The sequence below is a fragment of the uncultured Ralstonia sp. genome (genome assembly GCA_913056305.1).
Taxonomy (GTDB): domain Bacteria; phylum Pseudomonadota; class Gammaproteobacteria; order Burkholderiales; family Burkholderiaceae; genus Ralstonia.
Genome location: CAJXMR010000002.1, coordinates 68,169 through 85,524, shown reverse-complemented (window position 1 = coordinate 85,524; position 17,356 = coordinate 68,169). Strand labels below are relative to the sequence as shown.

The following is a 17,356-nucleotide window of genomic DNA, read 5'->3' as shown; positions in this document are numbered from 1 at the left end:
TCGACGACAGCGGACGCTTGCCCGGGGCGATCGAGTTGGCCTCGCCCTGCACCAGGCCGTACAGGTTGGGCACGCCCACCTTGGCGGTGAAGTCGTCCATCTCATCGTTCAGGATCACGCCCGTCTTGGCCGCCGTGACCTTGGCGCCAAACCAGTCGTTGAGCGTGTACGTGACCGACACGGCGTTACCGTACTTGTCAGCAATCGAGTAGTGCGTGGTGTTGCTGCCCTCGTGCAGTGCGATGCTGGGCGCGATATCCTGAGACACACCGGCCCGCTTGGAGTCGATCGAGGCGCGGATCTTGGCGGCATAGCCCTTGTCCAGCAGGCGGTCGAGCGGGTTCTTCACGAAGTCCGGGTCGCCCAGGTAGCTGTTGCGGTCCACATAGGCGTGGCGCATGGCTTCGATCTGGTAGTGCGTGGCCTGCGCGGAGTGCCAGCCCAGCTCCTTGAGCGGATAGCCTTCCAGGACGTTGAGCATCTCGCAGATGACCACGCCGCCCGAGCTCGGCGGCGGAGCGGAGACCACGTGGTAGCCGCGGTAATCGCACTCGATCGGCGCCAGTTCGCGCGTCTTGTAGCCGTTCAGGTCGGCCTGCGTGATCAAACCCTTGCCGGTCTGGCTCGATGCCACGATGGCGCTGCCGACCCAGCCCTTGTAGAAGCCGTCGGTGCCCTTGTTGCTGATCTCGCTCAGGGTCTTGGCCAGGTCGCGTTGCACCAGCTTCTGGCCCACCTCAAACGGTTGGCCCTTGTTCAGGAAGATGGCGCCCGAGGCCGGGTCTTCCTGGAAGTCCTTGGTGGACGTGTGCAGCATGTCGACGTCGCCCTGGTCCAGCGTAAAGCCCTTCTCGGCCAGCTGGATGGACGGCGCGATCAGTTCGGCGCGCTTCATGGTGCCGTACTTCTGACGCGCGTATTCCATGCCGGACACGGTGCCCGGTACGCCCACGGCTAGGTGGCCTTTGGTGGAGGCGCTCTTGATGACGTTGCCGTCCTTGTCCAGGTACATGTTGGCGGTCGCCGCCAGCGGCGCGACCTCGCGGAAGTCGAGGAAGGTCTTGCGGCCGTCGGCCAGCTGGATCGTCATGAACCCGCCGCCGCCCAGGTTGCCGGCCGCCGGATACACCACCGCCAACGCGTAGCCCACCGCCACCGCGGCATCGACGGCATTGCCGCCGCGCTTGAGCACATCCACACCCACCTTGGCAGCCAGATGCTGGGCCGCGACGACCATGCCGTTCTCGGCGGCCACCGGCGCAACAGACGCCGCGTACGACGCCGGCACAAACGCTGTCGTCACCAACAGGGACGCAACCGCGGCACCCCACCGCAGGCTCGGTTTCGGATTCATAGAGTCTCCCTCGTGTATGCCGTTATTCGGCATACGTTTAAAAACGAAATCGAACCCTACCAAAACGCGGCCCGCCGCACCATCGCCGCTACCCCGCATTGCGGGCCGGCAGTGGGGTCTTTCTCGCCGCGCCATCCGCCCAATCACCTCGTCTTGCCGAGCGGCCTGCGCCTCACTGCATTTTCTGCAGCGAACCGCTTGCAAATTCTGGCGGGTTGGGTAGAATGCGCGGCTCACCTAGCCCAGGTGGCGGAATTGGTAGACGCACTAGTTTCAGGTACTAGCGGGTAACTCCGTGGAGGTTCGAGTCCTCTCCTGGGCACCAGAACATCGTCCGAAGCAGTTCGAGGACGGACAGAAACCCGCGTGGCGACAAGCCTCGCGGGTTTTTTGTTGTCCATGGCGATACGATAAGGGGCTGCCCCATCCAGACCCAATTGGGCATCAGCGGGACACAAAAGCCCGCGCTTGGTAACGCTCCCACATGGCAGCAACGACATGACACTGACAGGTGCCGCCCGCCGGGCTCGTTACAATTTCACCTTGACAGAATCTGACTTGTCAAATACTGTGAAGTCCAACACCGTAGCGAGCGCGAGATGAAGCACTACAACCGAGACAACTTCCAGGTGATGCAGAGCGTGGGCTTCCACATCAACCGCGCCCGCAACCTGACGGCGATGGAGTTGGACGACGCCCTGAAGCCGCTGGACATCACCAGCCAGCAGATGGGGATCCTGCTGTCGGTGCTGCGTGGCCTGGCCAATACGCCGTATGAGCTGTCCAAGCTGCTCGGCATGGACACCGGCCTGATGACGCGCACGCTCGACAAGCTGGAGCAGAAGGGCCTGCTGGTGCGCAGCCGCAACATCGAAGATCGCCGCGTGATCAACCTCGAACTGACCGCCAAGGGCGCAGACACGGCCGACCAGGTTCCCGACATTGCCTCGGAGGTGCTGAACCGCCGGCTCCAGCGCTTCACCGAAGCCGAGTTCAAGGAATTCCTGCGCTTGCTGAAGAAGTTTGCGGACTGAACCCAGGTCCGCATTTTTTTATCCATTTATCTGACATATCAGAAAATGAAAAATCAGACGAAATCCGCCGCCCTGCTCTGCCGTCCGGCGCTCATGTTGTCGGCTGTGTACATTGCCGTGCTGGCCGGCTGCGCCAACTACGCGGGCATCCACAGCGACAAGCAGATGGCCCAGCCCGCCAGCTTCGCCACCACGCAGAGTCTGCCCACCGAACAAGGTCATTGGCCCGCTGCCGGTTGGGCCGCGCAGTTTGGTGACGCGCAGCTGGGGGCGCTGATCGATGAAGCCCTGCAAGGCAGCCCGTCGCTGGAGATGGCCCGCGCTCGCGTGGCCGCCGCCGCCGCTGCCAGCGAAGGCGCCAACGCCAACACGCTGCCGCAGGTGTCGGCCGGTTACAGCATGAACCGCCAGCGCTTCTCGGAGACCGCCCTCGTGCCGCCGCCGTACGCCGGCGCCTGGCAGACCGAGAACAAGGCCGTGGTGAACGCCTCGTACGACCTGGACTTGTGGGGCAAGAACCGCGAGGCGCTCAAGTCGACGGTGTCCGCCCTGAGCGCCAGCGAGGCAGAGGCCGAGCAGGTCAAGCTCACGCTGTCCACCGCCATCGCCCGCGCCTACAACGAGCTGGCCCGGCTGTATGCCCTGCGCGACATCGCCGCCGATCAGCTCGCACAACGCCAGCAGGTGCTGCGCCTGACGCAAGGGCGCGTGACGATGGGCCTCGATACGGATGTGGAAAAGCGCGGTGCCGAGGCCGACGTCGCCACTGCCGAAGCCGCCATCGCGTCGCTGGATGGCAGCGTGCAGCGCGTGCGCTTCCAGCTGGGCGCACTGCTCGGCAAGGGCCCGGACCGCGGCCTGGCGATCGCCCGCCCGGCGCTGGGCGTGGGCGATGTGGTGGCCCTGCCCGACAACCTGCCGGCCGACCTCGTCTCGCGCCGCCCCGACCTCGTCGCCGCCCGCTGGCGCGTCGACGCCACCACGCACGACATCGCCGTCGCCAAGGCCGAGTTCTATCCGGACATCAACCTGTCCGCCATGATCGGCCTGGACGCCTTCGGCTTCGGCCGCTTCCTGACCGCTGCCAGCCGCACCGCCGGCGTGGGCCCGGCCATCCACCTGCCGATCTTCGATGGCGGCGCGCTGCGCGCCCAGCTCAAGGGGCGCTATGCCGACTTCGACTACGCCGTCGCGCACTACAACGAGACGCTGGTGAGCGCCCTGTCCGACGTGGCAACGCAGCTCTCCGAGATCCGCGCGATCGACAACGAACTGGCCGCCAGCGTGCGCGCCCAGGACGCCGCCCGCCGCGCGCTGCAACTGGCGCTGGCGCAATACAAGGGCGGCCTGACCACGCAGCTCACGGTGCTGCACGCACAGGCCAACGCGCTGGCCGCCGACCAGCAGGTCGCCAACCTGCGCATGGCGCGCCGCGATCGCCAGATCGCCCTGGCCGCTGCACTCGGTGGCGGCTACCAGGAAACGCCGCAGAACACGTTGCAAGCGCAAGCCGCGCAACACACGCAAGCCCGCTGAACCGCTGCCTCCCATTCGTATCGCTCTACCGAACAGGTGCCCAAATGAACGCCCCGCTCCAAAACGAAACGCAGGCGGTTGCCGAAACCACCACCGCTCCCGCCGCCACCCTGAAGACTCGCCGCAAGGCCCTGCTGATCGCGCTGGGCCTGGCCACCGTCGTGGCCGCCGCCGGCTATGGCGCGTACTACGTCAGCGTTGCGCAGTACCACGAAGACACCGACGACGCCTACGTCAACGGCAACCTCGTGCAGCTCACGCCGCAGGTGTCGGGCACCGTGGTGGCCGTCAACGCCGACGACACGCAGATCGTCAAGGCCGGCGAACCGATCGTCTCGCTGGACCCGGCCGATGCCGAAGTCGCGCTCGACAATGCGCGCGCTCAGCTCGCGCAGACGGTGCGCCAGGTCAGCGCCCTGTACGTGAACAACAACGTGTACGCCGCCACCATCGCCCAGCGCGAGGCCGACCTGTCCCGCGCCCGCGACGACCTGCGCCGCCGCACCACCGTGGCCGAAGCCGGCGCGGTGTCGGCGGAAGACATTGGCCATGCTCGCGACACCGTGCGCGCTGCCGAGGCCGCGCTGGAAACCGTACGCCAGCAACTGGCAAGCAACCGCACCCTGACCGCGCAAACCACCGTGGCCGCCCACCCCAGCGTGCAGGCCGCCGCCGCCAAGCTGCGCGACGCCTACCTCGCCAACGCGCGCAACACGCTGCCCGCGCCCGTGACCGGCTATGTGGCGCGGCGCTCGGTGCAGGTCGGCCAGCGCGTCGCCCCCGGCACGCCGATGATGGCCATCGTGCCGCTGGACGGCGTGTGGATCGACGCCAACTTCAAGGAAATGCAGATGAAGCACATCCGCATCGGCCAGCCGGTCGAGCTGCGCGCCGATATGTACGGCAACGCCGTCACGTATCACGGCAAGGTCGCGGGCTTCTCGGCCGGTACCGGCAGCGCCTTTGCCACGCTGCCGGCGCAAAACGCCACCGGCAACTGGATCAAGGTCGTGCAGCGCCTGCCGGTGCGCATCCAGCTTGACCCGGCCGAGCTGCGCGAGCACCCGCTGCAGATCGGCCTGTCGATGCAGGTGGAGATCAACACGCGCGGCGCCGCCAGCATCCCGCGCACGCAGCCCGCTGTGCCGCTGAATACCGCCACGCGCACCGACGTGTTCCGCCGCTACGGCGAAGACGCCAACGCCGAGATCACCCGCATCATCGCGCAGAACAGCACCGGCGAAGCCGGCGCGCAAACGCAGCTCGCGCATGCAGGCACACCGCGCAATACCGCCCCGCAGATGTAAGCCTCCCCCTTTTTTACCCAACTATCTGACAAATCAGAAAAAACGGACGCACCCCCCTGCGAGGCCACCATGGATGCTCAAGCCACTACCCTGCCTGCCCAGCCCGCCCCGCTCACCGGTGGCAAGCTGGCGCTCGGGTCCTTTGCCGTGGCGCTGGCCACGTTCATGAACGTGCTGGACTCGTCGATCGCCAACGTGGCGATCCCCACCATCGCCGGCAACCTGGGCGTGTCGGTGGATGAAGGCACCTGGGTCATCACGCTGTTCGCGGCGGCCAACGCGGTGTCGATCCCGCTCACCGGCTGGCTCACGCAGCGTATCGGGCAGGTGCGCCTGTTCGTGGCGACCATCGTGCTGTTCGTGCTGTCGTCGTGGCTGTGCGGCATGGCGCCCAACCTGCCGGTGCTGCTGGCCGCGCGCATTTTGCAGGGCGCGGTGGCCGGCCCGATGACGCCGCTGTCGCAAGCGATCCTGCTGGGCTCGTACCCGAAGGAGAAGAGCGGCACGGCGCTGGCGCTGTGGGCCATGACGGCCACCGTCGGCCCCATTGCCGGCCCGCTGCTCGGCGGCTGGATCACCGACCGCTACTCGTGGTCGTGGATCTTCTACATCAACATCCCGGTCGGCCTGTTTGCCGCCGCCGTGACGTGGTTCCTCTACCGCGACCGCGAGTCGGCCTCGCGCAAGCTGCCCATCGACAAGATCGGCCTGGCCTCGCTCGTCATCTGGGTGGCGGCGCTGCAGGTCATGCTCGACAAGGGGAAGGACTTGGACTGGTTCAGCTCGCCATTCATCGTCGGCCTGGCGGTGGTGGCGCTGATCGGCTTCGTGTTCTTCCTGATATGGGAGCTGACCGACGCACACCCGATCGTTGAGCTGCGCCTGTTTGCCGGCCGCAACTTCCTCTCGGGCACGGTGGCGATCTCGGTGGCGTATGCGGTGTTCTTCGCCAACCTGGTGATCCTGCCGCAATGGATGCAGCAATGGCTCGGCTACCCGGCCGTCAATGCGGGGCTGGCCACCGCGCCGCTGGGCATCTTTGCGGTGCTGCTGACGCCGGTGCTGGGCCGCATCCTGCCGAAGTCCGACATGCGCGTGCTGGCGACCGTGGCGTTCGTTGGCTTTGCGGGAGTGTTCTTCATGCGCTCGGGCTACACCACCGGCGTGGATAGCTGGTCGCTGGTGCTGCCGACGCTGCTGCAAGGCATTCCGACCGCGCTGTTCTTCGTGCCGCTCACGGCCATCATCCTGTCGGGCCTGCCGGCGGACAAGATTCCGGCCGCTGCCGGCCTGTCGAACTTCGCACGGGTGTTCTGCGGCGCGGTCGGCACGTCGCTGGCCACCACGGCATGGAGCAACCGCACCATCCTGCACCACGCCCAGCTGGCCGAACAGAGCAGCGTGAACAACCCGGCCTACGCCGCCGCGCTGGACAGCATCCGCGCCGCTTTCGGCTTCAGCCCGGCTCAAGCGTTGGGCTACTTCGAGCGCGGCCTCAACGCGCAGGCCTCCATGCTCGGCCTGAACGACATCTTCTGGATCTCGGGCGTGATCTTCGTGGTGATCGTGCCGCTGGTCTGGCTGACCAAGCCGGTCAAGGGTGCCGCCGCCGGTGCCGTGGCCGCGCACTGACGGTCGATGCCACCCATGTGCAGAGCCGTCCAGACACGCGTCAGAGACGGCTCGCCACTCCACAGGACAGGCCGCCCGGAGCCGATGATGTCGCAGAGCACCTACTCTTCCGCTGCCAAGGCAAGGCTCCGCCGTGCCTCGCACCGTCTGGCGAGCGTCAGTTGGCGAGGGGAGTCCCTCCTTTCCGACATCGCGCTCCAGACCATGACCGCATCCATCATCGCCAGCATGCTGCTGATGGCAGCGGCTTGCGCAATGCACGTCATCACGCTGACGCTGATCCGCGCGGACACCCTGCTCCGCTAATCCAAAGCGCCTTGAAAACGTCACGCTTTTTCGTCTTGCGTTCAACGATCACCACCATGACAAGACTCGCCTTGGATACCAAGCATCCGCATGCTGGCGCCGTCGTCCCGCCACGAAAGCATCCAGCCCCGGACCACGCGGATGACGGCGCCTCGATGCCGGGGAGCACCGTGTTGCTCGACATGCTCGTGGCTGCCAGCCGCTTGAATAGCGCGTTGCAGCGTGGCATGGCAGACCTACTCGATGGCGCAGAGCTCAACCTGCTGCAATGGCTCATGCTTTGCCACTTGCGCCATGCAGCTGCGGGCACGCTGACGGAAGTCGCGGCGGCACTGAGCCGAGACACCGGCGGACTCTCGCGCACGGCGCAGCTGCTGCGACGGCGTCAGCTCATCGAGGTCACCAGGGGAACGCAGGACCGGCGTAGCGTCCAGCTGTCCATCACGCCGGTCGGCCTCGCATTGTGCGAATCGGTGGATCATCGGATGCGCAAGCGCCTGGTCGGCACGTTGAGCGCCGCCCTGGGACCACAATCGTTGCAAACACTATCGCAACTGATGGAGGGCGCAGCCACATCGCTCAATAACGGGTGATTCCCACCCAAACCGGACCCGGTTAACACTGGTCCGGTTTGGGTGGGAATGACCCACGTTTAACACCGCGTCCGCGCCCAATCTTGGGTTTGCCGCATCCTGATCTCAACCAATCCAGGAGCACATCATGGAACAACGCCTCGACTTCTATCACGCCAATCCGAATGCGATCAAGGCCATGCTCGCGCTCGAAGACAGGATCGGCAAATCATCGCTTGAAAAGCCCCTGGCCGAGCTGGTCCGGCTGCGCGCGTCGCAGATCAACGGATGCGCCTTCTGCGTGGATATGCACACGACCGATGCGCGCCGCGGCGGCGAAACCGATCGCCGACTGGCGGCCGTGGTCGTCTGGCGCGAAACGCCATTCTTTACGGAGCGGGAACGCGCCGCGCTGGAATGGACTGAAGCCGTCACGCTCGTGTCGCAGGGCCACGTACCCGACGTGGTTTGGGAAGCCGTCAAGCCGCATTTCAGCAACGAAGAGATCGTCGACCTGACGCTGCTTATTTCGGCAATCAACAGCTGGAACCGCTTTGCGATTGCCTTCCGCAAGATGCCGGCTTGATGCGCGAGCAGCGAGACCGTCGTTGCATCTGACGCGCGCCCCGAGATTCGACAATGTTGTCTGGGGCGCGAATCGGCACAAAAAAAGGGGGCCTTGGCCCCCTTTCTTCTTTGTGACGTCTTACCCGTTCAGGGCCGCGTCCTTGACCTTCTTCAGGGCGCGAACTTTCACACGCACCGTCGCGGGCTTCGCTTCGAACCACTGTTCCAGCCCGGTGAAGGGATTCTTACCAAAGCGTCGCTTGGTCGCTGGCACCTTCACGGACGTTACCTTGAACAGGCCGGGCAGCGTGAATTCGCCGGCCCCCTTCTTGTGCAGCGCGCCTGTGATCGTGTTCTCCAGGTGGAGTAGCACAGCCTTCACCGCCTTGGCATCAACCTGCGCCTGTTCGGCCAGATGGCTCACCAAGCTGGATTTGGTGAAAGTGTCCTTCAACGGTTTGACCGACACTGCAGTGGCGGCAGGCTTTTTTGCCGTCGCGGCCTTTTTCGGTGTCGCTTTCTTTGCTGCTGTTTTAGCTTTGGTCGCCATAGTAGAAGTCAGAATTAGGTGAATGGACCATTCAGGCTCGGCGTATCGCCCCTGCAATACGCTGTCAGCAAGCATAGCAAATCTGGCACCCATCAAGAACTACCCCGGGGTTGCGCCCGATCCCCCTTTCTCGCTGGGTTCGGTGGCTCAGTGGTGCCACGAACGGACGCACTGCTGTGCGCGCCGCGAGGCGCCGGAAAAATCTCCGCGATCGCCTTCACAGGGACGGATGCCCGCGCACCCGGCGCGTGCCACCCGATGCGCGCCACACGAAACCGGTCGCCGCAGAGTGGCATCCGCTCAGCCAGCCATCCCGCCACGCTCAGCCGGCAGGATCAGCCGCTCGGGAATGCTGCGCGACGACACGCGCGCGCCCACGTAATAGAGCACGGCCGGCACGATCAGGCCCAGAATCCACGAGATATCCGTCCCACCCAGCGTCTCGACCAGGGGCCCCGTATAGAAGTGGGTCGAGATGAACGGCATCTGCACCAGCACCCCGATCACATACACCGCGATGGTCATGACGTTCCAGCGTCCGTAGCGGCCATTGGGGTCGGACAGCGCGGGCACGTCATAGCGCGACTTCGTGAAGCCGTAGTAGTCCACCAGGTTGATCGCGCTCCACGGCGTGAAGAACGCGAGCAGGAACAGGATGAAGGCGGAGAACTCCTTCAGGAACGAATGGCGCCCGGCAATGGCCAGCAGCGTCGACAGCCCGATCATGCCCAGGATGGTGAGCAGCCGATGCCGCGTCGACACCGCACGCTGCCCACCGAAGCCGGTGACGATGGTCGCCATCGACATGAAGCTGCCGTAGGCATTGAGCGCCGTCACCGTGACCTTGCCGAAGGCGATGCTGAAATACAGCAGCGCGGCAACGGCCCCCGTGGACCCCAGCCCGACGATGTACGCCACCTCGTGATGCCTGAACTGGCCGCCCGCCAGCGCGGCGGCAAACACCCCGAAGACCATCGCCACCTGGGCGCCGATCACCGAGCCGAGCCCCACCGCCAGGAAGGTGCCCAGCGGCGACGTCGAGCGCGGCAGGTAGCGCGAGTAATCCGCCACGTACGGGCCGAAGGCGATCTGCCACGAGGCCGACAGCGACATCGCCAGCAGGAAGCTCGCCAGCGAGAAGTGCCGGTTCTGCAGCAGCGCGCCCACATCGTGATGCGCGAAGAGCTGAACGAACATGAACACGAAGGCGATGACGCCCACCACGCTGGCCACGCGCCCGACCAGGTGGATCAACCGGTAACCGCAGATCGTCAGCACGACGATCACCGCGGCAAAGATGGCGATGCCGGCGACGTCGTCGACATGGAGCAGCTGCGCCACGGCCTGCCCCGCCAGCACCGAGCCGCTCGCCGAGAAGCCGATGTACATCAGGCACACCAGCACGATCGGGATCATCGCGCCGTACACGCCAAACTGCACACGGCTCGAGATCATCTGCGGCAGGCCGAGTTGCGGGCCCTGCGCGCCATGCAGCGCCATCACCGCACCGCCGATCAGTTGCCCGATCAGCAGGGCAACGAGCGACCAGAACACATCGCCGCCCAGCACCACAGCCAGTGCGCCCGTCACGATGGCCGTGATCTGCATGTTGGCCGACATCCACAGCGTGAACTGGCTCAGCAGGCTCCCGTGGCGCTCGGTGTCGGGAATGAAATCGATGGAACGGGATTCGATCAGCCCGTCGCCGGCGGCACGGTCAGTGGGTGTTGCCATGGATCAGTCTCCAGGATGTTGCGGTGGCAGGGGGCGTTGCGCTGCGGGCGCCGGTGGGGCGCGCTTTGCATATACAAATCCTCAGACCACATGGCTTACTCACGATCTTTTTCGAACGGAAACCGTCTGGGCATGGCCTGAACGCACGCACTGAAGCGCGTCGCGAAGGCGATATTCTTGTATATACAAATATCGATAAATCCGTAGTTACCCGATGATTTCATGGGTGGAATGCGCCATGCGCCGCGCAAACGCGACCGTTGCGCGGGGCAGCGATGAGGATCGAAAGCTGAGAGGGATGGGGCCTCGAGCGGGCCCCAGGGAGGGTTCTGTGAAGGGCTTGGGGCGGGCGTCTAGGGCTCGCACTTGGCGAGCCCCTCCCAGATGCCGTTCAAATAGACCGCGCCGAGGGCCCGGTCGTACAGGCCGTAGCCGGCCTTGCCGGTTTCGCCCCAGATCATGCGGCCATGGTCCGGACGCGCGTAACCCTCAAAGCCGGTCTCGAAGTAGGCCTTGACGATCTCGGCCATATCGAGCGAGCCATCGGCCGAGCGGTGCGAGGTCTCGTAGAAGTCGCCCTCCGCGTTGGTCCGCACGTTGCGCAAGTGCGCGAAGTGGATGCGCCCGCGTGCGCCGAACTCGCGCACCATCGCCGGGATGTCGTTGTGCTGGTCCGCCCCGAGCGAGCCCGAGCACAACGTCAGGCCATTGGCCGGATCGTCGACGATGGCCAGCAGGCGGCGCAGGTCCTCGCGGTTCTTCACGATGCGCGGCAGCCCGAAGATCGGGCGCGGCGGGTCGTCCGGGTGAATCGCCATCTTGATGCCGGCCGCCTTGGCGACGGGGATGACGCCGCGCAAAAAGTATTCGAGATTCGCCCACAGCCCGGATTCGTCGAGCGTCTCGTATTCGCGCAGCAGGGCCTTGAGTTCTGCGGGGCGGTAGCTGCTATCCCAGCCGGGCAGCTGGATGCCATCGCTGAGGTCGAGCCGATCGACCGCCTGCGCATCGAACGCGAGCGTGGTCGAGCCATCGGGCAGGCGCATCTCCAGCGACGTGCGGGTCCAGTCGAACACCGGCATGAAGTTGTAGCAGACCACCTTCACGCCGCATGCCGCCAGGTTGCGCAGCGTCTGCCCGTAGTTGGCGATCAGCGCGTCGCGCGTGGGCTTGCCGAGCTTGATGTCCTCATGCACCGGCACGCTCTCGATCACCTCGAGCTTGAGGCCGTGTGCCTCGACCTTGCTCTTGAGCGCCTGGATCTTGTCGACGGGCCACACCTCACCCACCGGCACGTCATAGATGGCCGAAACGATGCCGACCACGCCGGGAATCTGGCGGATGTGCGCGAGCGGCACCGGGTCGGCGTCGCCGTACCAGCGAAAGGTCATCTTCATGATCGGATTCCTTGGTGATTGCGAGAGGAGCGGAACCGCGACGGCGCCGCGCTGCTACGTAATCACGCCCACCTGCCAGGGTACGAATTCGTTCTGGCCATAGCCATGCAGCTCGCTCTTCGAAGGCGTGCCCGAGGCACAGTCGAGCATCATGCGGAAGATGGCCTCGCCTAACGCGTCGATGCTGGCCGTGCCGTCGACCACGCCGCCGCAGTTGATGTCGATGTCGTCTTCCTGGCGCTCCCACAGCGCGGTGTTGGTCGCCAGCTTGAGCGATGGCGACGGTGCACAGCCATAGGCCGAGCCGCGCCCGGTCGTGAAGCAGATCAGGTTGGCACCCGAGGCGACCTGCCCGGTGGCCGACATTGGGTCGTAGCCCGGCGAATCCATGAACACGAAGCCCTTGGCGTCGATCGGCTGCGCGTATTCGACCACGTCAACAAGGTTGGTCGTGCCGCCCTTGGCCACCGCGCCCAGCGACTTCTCCAGGATCGTGGTCAGGCCACCGACTTTGTTGCCGGCCGACGGGTTGTTGTCCAGCTCCGCCCCATTGCGCGCGCAATACGCCTCCCACCAAGCGATGCGCGCCAGCAGCTTCTCGCCCACGGCGGGGCTGGCCGCGCGGCGCGTCAGCAGGTGTTCAGCGCCGTAGATCTCCGGCGTCTCCGACAGGATGGCCGTACCGCCGTGCTGCACAAGGCGATCGACTGCCGCGCCCAGCGCCGGATTGGCCGAGATGCCCGAATAGCCATCCGACCCGCCGCACTGCAGGCCCACGCACAGATGCGAGGCCGGCACCGGCTCGCGCCGCACGCGATTGGCCTCGGCCAGCATCTCACGCACCATCGCGATACCGCGATCAATGGTCTTGCGCGTGCCGCCGCTGTCCTGGATGGTGAAGGCGCGCAGTCGGCGTGCGTCATCCGGCAGGCCGCCTGCCTCCAGCACGCCGCCGATCTGGTTGGTCTCGCAGCCCAGCCCGATGAACAGCACCGAAGCGAAATTCGGATGCGCCGCATAGCCGGCCAGCGTGCGGCGCAGGATCGCGATGCCCTCCCCTTGCGTGTCGATGCCGCAGCCGATGCCGTGCGTGAGCGCAATCACGCCATCCACGTTCGGGAAATCCGCCAACGCATCCGGGCGCACATCGCGCCGGAAGTGGTCTGCAATCGCACGCGCCACGGTGGCCGAGCAGTTCACACTGGTCAGCACGCCGATGTAGTTGCGCGTGGCGACGCGCCCGTCGTCACGTCGGATGCCCAGGAAATGCGCCGGCTCAGCGGCATACGCGGTCGGATGCGCATCGGCACAGAACGCGTGCTCGCGCGCGAAATCCGCCATACCCAGGTTGTGCACGTGCACGTGCTGGCCGGGAGCAATGTCCTCGCGCGCCACACCGATGATCTGGTTGTAGCGCTTGACGGGCGTGCCCTTGGCAATCGCGCGCGTGGCGATCTTGTGTCCGGGCGGGATCAGCCCGGACACCACCAGATCCTCCGCATCGATGCGTGTGCCAGACATCAATTGCCGGGTGGCGATGACGACATCGTCGTTGGGGTGCAGGCGGATCACCGCATGCGTGGCAGAAGCTTGAGTCAGCATGAGACGGTTGCGAGAACAGGGAGAAACATGCGCATCAGATCGACGACCCCGCGCCTTCCGGCACGCCCATGCGCGCCGGTTCGATCGGCAGCGGCTCGATCTTGCCCACGAGCACGAGATAGCTGAACGCGCCCAGGAAGCAGAACCCGCCCGCCACGACGAGCGGAATCGTGAACGAGCCCTTGGTGATGGCCAGCATCACGCCGGTGAAGGTGGTGATGACAATGCCGGCCAGGTTCGACGCAAAGTTCTGGATGCCACCGATGGAAGCCACGTGACGCGGCGTGGGGGCGACGTCACCGGGCAGCGACCAGATGCTGGCCGCAGCAAACGCCAGGCTGCCGTATGAGATGCCGAAGAAGATCAGCACCAGATAGACATTGGTTGTGAAGGCCGACAGCGTGATCGCCGACGACATCAGCATGCCGCCCACCATGCAGGTCTTGCGCGCGGCGGTCAGGCTCCAGCCGCGGCGATACAAGGCATCGGACACAAAGCCGCCCAGCCAGCCACCCGGGATGGCGATCAGCGCGGGGATCATCCCCAGCGTGCCGAGCGATTTGAGCGAGAAGCCGTGCGTCTGCACCAGATAGCTCGGGAACCACGTGATGAAGAAATAGATCACGAAGTTCAGGCAGAAGAAGCCGAGCATCATGCCCCATAGCGTGCGGTGGCGGAACAGCGAACCCCATGAGACGTCGTTGCCCGCTGCGCGCGCCTGCGGTGTGTGTACAACATCGTGTTCGCCGGTCATATCGGCATGCGCCGGGGCGCGATAGATGATGAGCCAGCCCACGATCCACACCACGCCCAGCAAACCGGTGATGACGAACGCCGCCTTCCACCCAAGCTCGCTGATGATCAGCGCCACCACCGGAATCGACAGCGCCGAGCCGACACGCGAGCCGCTATCAAAGATGCTGGTGGCCAGCGCCCGCTGCGCGGGCTTGAACCACTGGCTAACGAGCTTCGCGCACGACGGATACGCGCCCGCCTCTCCCACGCCGAGCAGCAGGCGGCAGCCGAACATGCCGGCCACGCTGGAGGAAAACGCAGTCACCGCGGTAAAGAGCGACCACCAGCCCACCGCCAGCGGCAGCGCAATGCGCGCGCCCACCCGGTCGACAAACCAGCCGAACGGCATCTGCATCAGCGCGTAGGTCCAGAAGAACCCGCTCATGATCAGGCCCATCTCGGCGGGGCCGATGTTGAGCGCTTTCTCAATTTCCGGGGCGGCGACCGCAAGATTCGCGCGGTCGATGTAGTTCACGGCGATCGCCAAGAAACAAAAGAATATGACGACCCATCGCATCTTCCTCATGACACAGTCTCCTTGGTGCTGGCATCTGTGGTGTGGTCTCCGCGGCCCGCCGTGATGCCATCGAGGCGGGCCGTCTCGTCTTCCATGCCGTTCGCTCTTTGGCGGATCGGCATGGCGTGTCTTGCTTGCGTCAAGCGGGTACGGATGCGCGCAGCGCGGCGGTCAGGCGCGGCTGCCTCACGTTCAAGCCGAGCTCATGCGCCAGGTCGATCACGGGCTGGAAGCGGCGCAGCTTCTTTTCATCATGGTTGCGGGCAATGTCGGACAACCGGTGATCGAGAAACGGGTTCTGGAAACGCTCGCGCACCTCGTCCAGATAGGCACGCGCGTCGCCGCCCTTGTCCAGCGCATCGAACACGGGCAGCACCTCGTCGCGCCACAGTGCTTCCAGATCGGCACGCAAGGCCGGATCGCGCATCGCGTGCAGGGTGTTCTCGTCGGCGGGGCGGCCATCCGCCTGCCAACGCTCGGCCAGGTAGGTGTGGCCGAGATTGAGTAGCAGCAGCTTCAGGCGCGCGTAGTGCGGCAGGTCGTCGGTCACAATCATCGCGTCGTGCACACACGGCAGCACCATGCCGGCGCGCCGCTCGATCGCCCACAGCGCATACGGTTCGGCAATCGCGCCGATGGGCCGGATCGGCTCCGACACGATGCGGTCGACCAGCGAGTTCACCCAGATGCAGGTGTGCTCGATGTAGTGCACCAAGGCCGGATCAGCGCGCCACTCCCGCGCGAGGCGGGCAACGAGATCGCGCAAGGTGTCGCCGTTGTTCGTCACCAACTCGCAGGGCAGCAGCGTCAGCGGTGCCGCACCGGCTACAAAGCGCGCCTGCAGCAGCACGACCAGCTTGGCGGCGAAACCGCGCGGCACAGGTGCCCCAGGGCTGAGCAGGTCTGCGGTGTCCTCCGCAAAGCACGCATAGCCGCTGTCGGCCGTGTTCGAGATCACGACGCGCGCATCGTGTGCAAAGCGTTCGCGCACGAGCGGCCAATCCGTGTTGGCGTCGAGCGCTTCGCTGATCGCCGTGCAGTCAGTCGTGGTATCGACCACGGCGCCGTGCCGCATGCCGCGAATCCGTACCGGGTAGCGGTCCTGCGCTCGCAAGGCCTCAACGCGCGCGCGGCTTTCCGGATTGACGGTGGTCTGCACCACCGTCACTTGACCAAGCGCGCGGCCCGCACCCAGCGCTTCGGAGATGAAGAGATCGGCATGCGCCTGCAGGAAACGGCTGGTGCCGAACTGGAGGATCGGGTTACCCATGATTCAGCACGCAACCAGCGCCTTGATGACGCCAGCATCCGGGTCCAGCAGCTTGGGGAATTCAGTGGGCAGGTCACCCAGCGCGAGCGTATGCGTGTTCAGCGCCGCCGTAGGGATCTTGCCCGCACGCATGGCGTCGAGCACGGTCTCGAAGTCGGCCGGCGTTGCGTTGCGGCTGGCGAGCAGCGTGGTCTCGCGCTTGTGGAACTCGGGGTCGGAAAACGAGATGCGGCTGCTGACGATCGACACCAGCACGTACTTGCCGCCATGCGCGACGAAGTCCAGGCCGCGCTCCATCGCCTTGATGTTGCCGGTGGCATCGAACACCACGTCGAAGCCTTCGTTGCCGGTCAGCTCGGCCAGGCGCTTGGCGTCGGTGGCGGCCTCCGTGGTGTCGAGCGACACGGCATGGTCGGCGTTCAAGGCCGTGGCGCAGACGGCCAGCCTGTCCGCGCGGCCATCCAGCACAGTCACCTGCGCGCCGCGCAGCTTGGCGAAGATCACCACCGCCATGCCGATCGGCCCGGCGCCGACCACCAGCACGCGCTGCCTGGGCGCAATGTCGGCACGCGCCACCGCATGCGCACCGATGGCGAGGAATTCGATCATCGCGGCCTGGTCGAGCGTCACGCCATCGGCCTTGAAGACGAACGCCTGCGGCACGGCGAGGTATTCGACCATGCCGCCATCGGCATGCACGCCCAGCACACGGATGTTGGTGCAGCAGTTGGTCTTGCCCGCCCGGCACGCGACGCAGTGCCCGCACGACAGGTACGGCATCACGTAGACCGGGTCGCCAGCCTGCACGCGCGCGCCGGCCGGCGCTGATTCCACAATGCCCGACAGCTCATGCCCCATCACGCGCGGATACGACAGGTACGGCTGGTTGCCCGTGAAGATGTGCAGATCGGTCCCGCACACGCCCACGCGCTTGATGCGAATCAGGACATCGTCGGGGCCGGCAGCGGGCAGCGGTTGTTCTGCCACGGCCAGCTTGCCGGGGGCTTCGCAAATGACGGTTTTCATCGAACGGTTCTGTGGGGCTCGGGACAGGGGCACGCCCGTTGGCAGGCCATTGGCGCGCAAGACCATTTGGTCTTACCAGTCGCAAAATTAGACAAACATTCGAAACTGGTCAAGCCAATTTTACAAATCGAGGGAAAGCCCGCATACCGGCGCCCAA

Annotated in this window: 14 protein-coding genes and 1 tRNA gene; 7 read left to right on the top strand and 8 right to left on the bottom strand. The window is 65.5% G+C overall.

From position 1 onward, the window contains the following. Positions 1–1,354 (bottom strand): gamma-glutamyltransferase (ggt, locus tag QZ609_RS01025; RefSeq protein WP_295489822.1); only part of this gene is annotated, 1,354 nt, incomplete at its 3' end. A gap of 240 nt (positions 1,355–1,594) precedes the next feature. On the opposite strand from ggt, the gene QZ609_RS01020 reads away from it, so the two are divergent. The 7 genes from QZ609_RS01020 to QZ609_RS00990 all read left to right on the top strand — a co-directional run bounded on the left by QZ609_RS01020 (position 1,595) and on the right by QZ609_RS00990 (position 8,327). After that, a tRNA-Leu gene (locus QZ609_RS01020) sits at positions 1,595–1,679 on the top strand. Between the two features lie 274 nt (positions 1,680–1,953). Then, positions 1,954–2,388 (top strand): MarR family transcriptional regulator, encoded by a 435-nt coding sequence (locus QZ609_RS01015; protein ID WP_295489820.1) that lies wholly within the window; start codon positions 1,954–1,956, stop codon positions 2,386–2,388. 45 nt (positions 2,389–2,433) lie between these two features. Continuing rightward, entirely contained in the window at positions 2,434–3,924 is a 1,491-nt protein-coding gene (locus tag QZ609_RS01010; RefSeq protein ID WP_295489818.1) for an efflux transporter outer membrane subunit, read from the top strand. A gap of 44 nt (positions 3,925–3,968) precedes the next feature. Beyond that, a complete protein-coding gene (locus QZ609_RS01005; RefSeq protein ID WP_295489816.1) occupies positions 3,969–5,231 on the top strand; it encodes an HlyD family efflux transporter periplasmic adaptor subunit in 1,263 nt (420 codons plus the stop codon). A gap of 69 nt (positions 5,232–5,300) precedes the next feature. Then, positions 5,301–6,863, top strand: a complete 1,563-nt coding sequence (locus QZ609_RS01000) for a DHA2 family efflux MFS transporter permease subunit (RefSeq protein WP_295489814.1) — start codon at positions 5,301–5,303, stop codon at positions 6,861–6,863. 362 nt (positions 6,864–7,225) lie between these two features. Next, positions 7,226–7,762: a MarR family transcriptional regulator gene (locus tag QZ609_RS00995; RefSeq protein WP_295489812.1), complete on the top strand. Its 537-nt coding sequence runs from the start codon at positions 7,226–7,228 to the stop codon at positions 7,760–7,762. Positions 7,763–7,889: 127 nt separating this feature from the next. Continuing rightward, on the top strand, positions 7,890–8,327 hold the full coding sequence (locus QZ609_RS00990; protein WP_295489810.1) for a carboxymuconolactone decarboxylase family protein: 438 nt from the start codon (positions 7,890–7,892) through the stop codon (positions 8,325–8,327). A gap of 120 nt (positions 8,328–8,447) precedes the next feature. Here the strand turns inward: QZ609_RS00990 and QZ609_RS00985 are convergent, their stop codons facing one another. From QZ609_RS00985 to QZ609_RS00955, 7 genes are all read right to left on the bottom strand, one after another. Next, a complete protein-coding gene (locus QZ609_RS00985) occupies positions 8,448–8,858 on the bottom strand; it encodes an HU family DNA-binding protein (RefSeq protein ID WP_295489808.1) in 411 nt (136 codons plus the stop codon). 300 nt (positions 8,859–9,158) lie between these two features. After that, positions 9,159–10,592, bottom strand: a complete 1,434-nt coding sequence (locus tag QZ609_RS00980; protein ID WP_295489805.1) for a cytosine permease — start codon at positions 10,590–10,592, stop codon at positions 9,159–9,161. Positions 10,593–10,945: 353 nt separating this feature from the next. After that, positions 10,946–11,989 carry a mannonate dehydratase gene (uxuA, locus tag QZ609_RS00975; protein WP_295489803.1) on the bottom strand — a complete coding sequence of 348 codons (1,044 nt, stop codon included), beginning with the start codon at positions 11,987–11,989 and terminating at the stop codon, positions 10,946–10,948. Between the two features lie 54 nt (positions 11,990–12,043). Continuing rightward, positions 12,044–13,591, bottom strand: a complete 1,548-nt coding sequence (locus QZ609_RS00970) for a UxaA family hydrolase (protein ID WP_295489801.1) — start codon at positions 13,589–13,591, stop codon at positions 12,044–12,046. Between the two features lie 34 nt (positions 13,592–13,625). After that, the gene (locus tag QZ609_RS00965; protein WP_295489799.1) at positions 13,626–14,912 is read right to left on the bottom strand and encodes an MFS transporter; all 1,287 of its coding nucleotides are present in this window, start codon (positions 14,910–14,912) and stop codon (positions 13,626–13,628) included. Positions 14,913–15,042: 130 nt separating this feature from the next. Then, positions 15,043–16,173 (bottom strand): mannitol dehydrogenase family protein, encoded by a 1,131-nt coding sequence (locus tag QZ609_RS00960; protein WP_295489796.1) that lies wholly within the window; start codon positions 16,171–16,173, stop codon positions 15,043–15,045. A gap of 3 nt (positions 16,174–16,176) precedes the next feature. Then, positions 16,177–17,199, bottom strand: coding sequence for a zinc-binding alcohol dehydrogenase family protein (locus QZ609_RS00955; protein ID WP_295489793.1), 1,023 nt, complete (start codon positions 17,197–17,199; stop codon positions 16,177–16,179). Positions 17,200–17,356 lie beyond the last annotated feature (157 nt).

Bases quoted from the DNA above. Each gene is read 5' to 3' on its own strand.
- QZ609_RS01015 (WP_295489820.1), top strand. From the start codon at position 1,954: ATGAAGCACTACAACCGAGACAACTTCCAGGTGATGCAGAGCGTGGGC.
- QZ609_RS01010 (WP_295489818.1), top strand. From the start codon at position 2,434: ATGAAAAATCAGACGAAATCCGCCGCCCTGCTCTGCCGTCCGGCGCTC.
- QZ609_RS01005 (WP_295489816.1), top strand. From the start codon at position 3,969: ATGAACGCCCCGCTCCAAAACGAAACGCAGGCGGTTGCCGAAACCACC.
- QZ609_RS01000 (WP_295489814.1), top strand. From the start codon at position 5,301: ATGGATGCTCAAGCCACTACCCTGCCTGCCCAGCCCGCCCCGCTCACC.
- QZ609_RS00995 (WP_295489812.1), top strand. From the start codon at position 7,226: ATGACAAGACTCGCCTTGGATACCAAGCATCCGCATGCTGGCGCCGTC.
- QZ609_RS00990 (WP_295489810.1), top strand. From the start codon at position 7,890: ATGGAACAACGCCTCGACTTCTATCACGCCAATCCGAATGCGATCAAG.
- QZ609_RS00985 (WP_295489808.1), bottom strand. From the start codon at position 8,858: ATGGCGACCAAAGCTAAAACAGCAGCAAAGAAAGCGACACCGAAAAAG.
- QZ609_RS00980 (WP_295489805.1), bottom strand. From the start codon at position 10,592: ATGGCAACACCCACTGACCGTGCCGCCGGCGACGGGCTGATCGAATCC.
- uxuA (WP_295489803.1), bottom strand. From the start codon at position 11,989: ATGAAGATGACCTTTCGCTGGTACGGCGACGCCGACCCGGTGCCGCTC.
- QZ609_RS00970 (WP_295489801.1), bottom strand. From the start codon at position 13,591: ATGCTGACTCAAGCTTCTGCCACGCATGCGGTGATCCGCCTGCACCCC.
- QZ609_RS00965 (WP_295489799.1), bottom strand. From the start codon at position 14,912: ATGAGGAAGATGCGATGGGTCGTCATATTCTTTTGTTTCTTGGCGATC.
- QZ609_RS00960 (WP_295489796.1), bottom strand. From the start codon at position 16,173: ATGGGTAACCCGATCCTCCAGTTCGGCACCAGCCGTTTCCTGCAGGCG.
- QZ609_RS00955 (WP_295489793.1), bottom strand. From the start codon at position 17,199: ATGAAAACCGTCATTTGCGAAGCCCCCGGCAAGCTGGCCGTGGCAGAA.